This is a genomic window from Mesorhizobium amorphae (assembly GCF_014843845.1).
Taxonomy (GTDB): Bacteria; Pseudomonadota; Alphaproteobacteria; order Rhizobiales; family Rhizobiaceae; genus Mesorhizobium; species Mesorhizobium amorphae_A.
This window is the reverse complement of the sequence record NZ_JHQS01000078.1, coordinates 1-393: the sequence shown is the minus strand read 5'-3', so window position 1 is coordinate 393 and position 393 is coordinate 1. Positions and strand designations below refer to the sequence as shown.

The following is a 393-nucleotide window of genomic DNA, read 5'->3' as shown; positions in this document are numbered from 1 at the left end:
GATGTCATGTCTGGCACTCTGGCCGGTGACGCGCGTGCCGCGGTCGTGACTGGTCTCTCGGCGCGAGCAAGCGAACGCGTCATTGACGCGCAGATCGAATTGGGAGCTCATTTGATGAGCGACGAGTGGAGGCATTCATGGCCATTGGTGAGAGCTTTGCCAAGCACGAGACCGTGAAGCATTCCCGCGGTGAGTATGTTCGCGACGCCGTCCACGTCAATTCGGTGGAGGGCTTCAACTCCCCGCGTCCGCCGTACCATCGCCGGCGTCTTTCATCATATCAGCCCGCAGCATGCCGACCTGTATTTCCACGAGATCGGCTTCCGATGGTCGCAGCGCGTCGTCACCGGAAACGTCATTCGCAAAACCCGGCATGGCCGGGAGAGCGTGCGA

Annotated in this window: 1 pseudogene; it reads left to right on the top strand. The window is 61.1% G+C overall.

Annotated elements, in window-relative coordinates:
- Positions 1-393: pseudogene (locus tag DH08_RS30065) on the top strand (IS1595 family transposase); the annotation flags it as partial.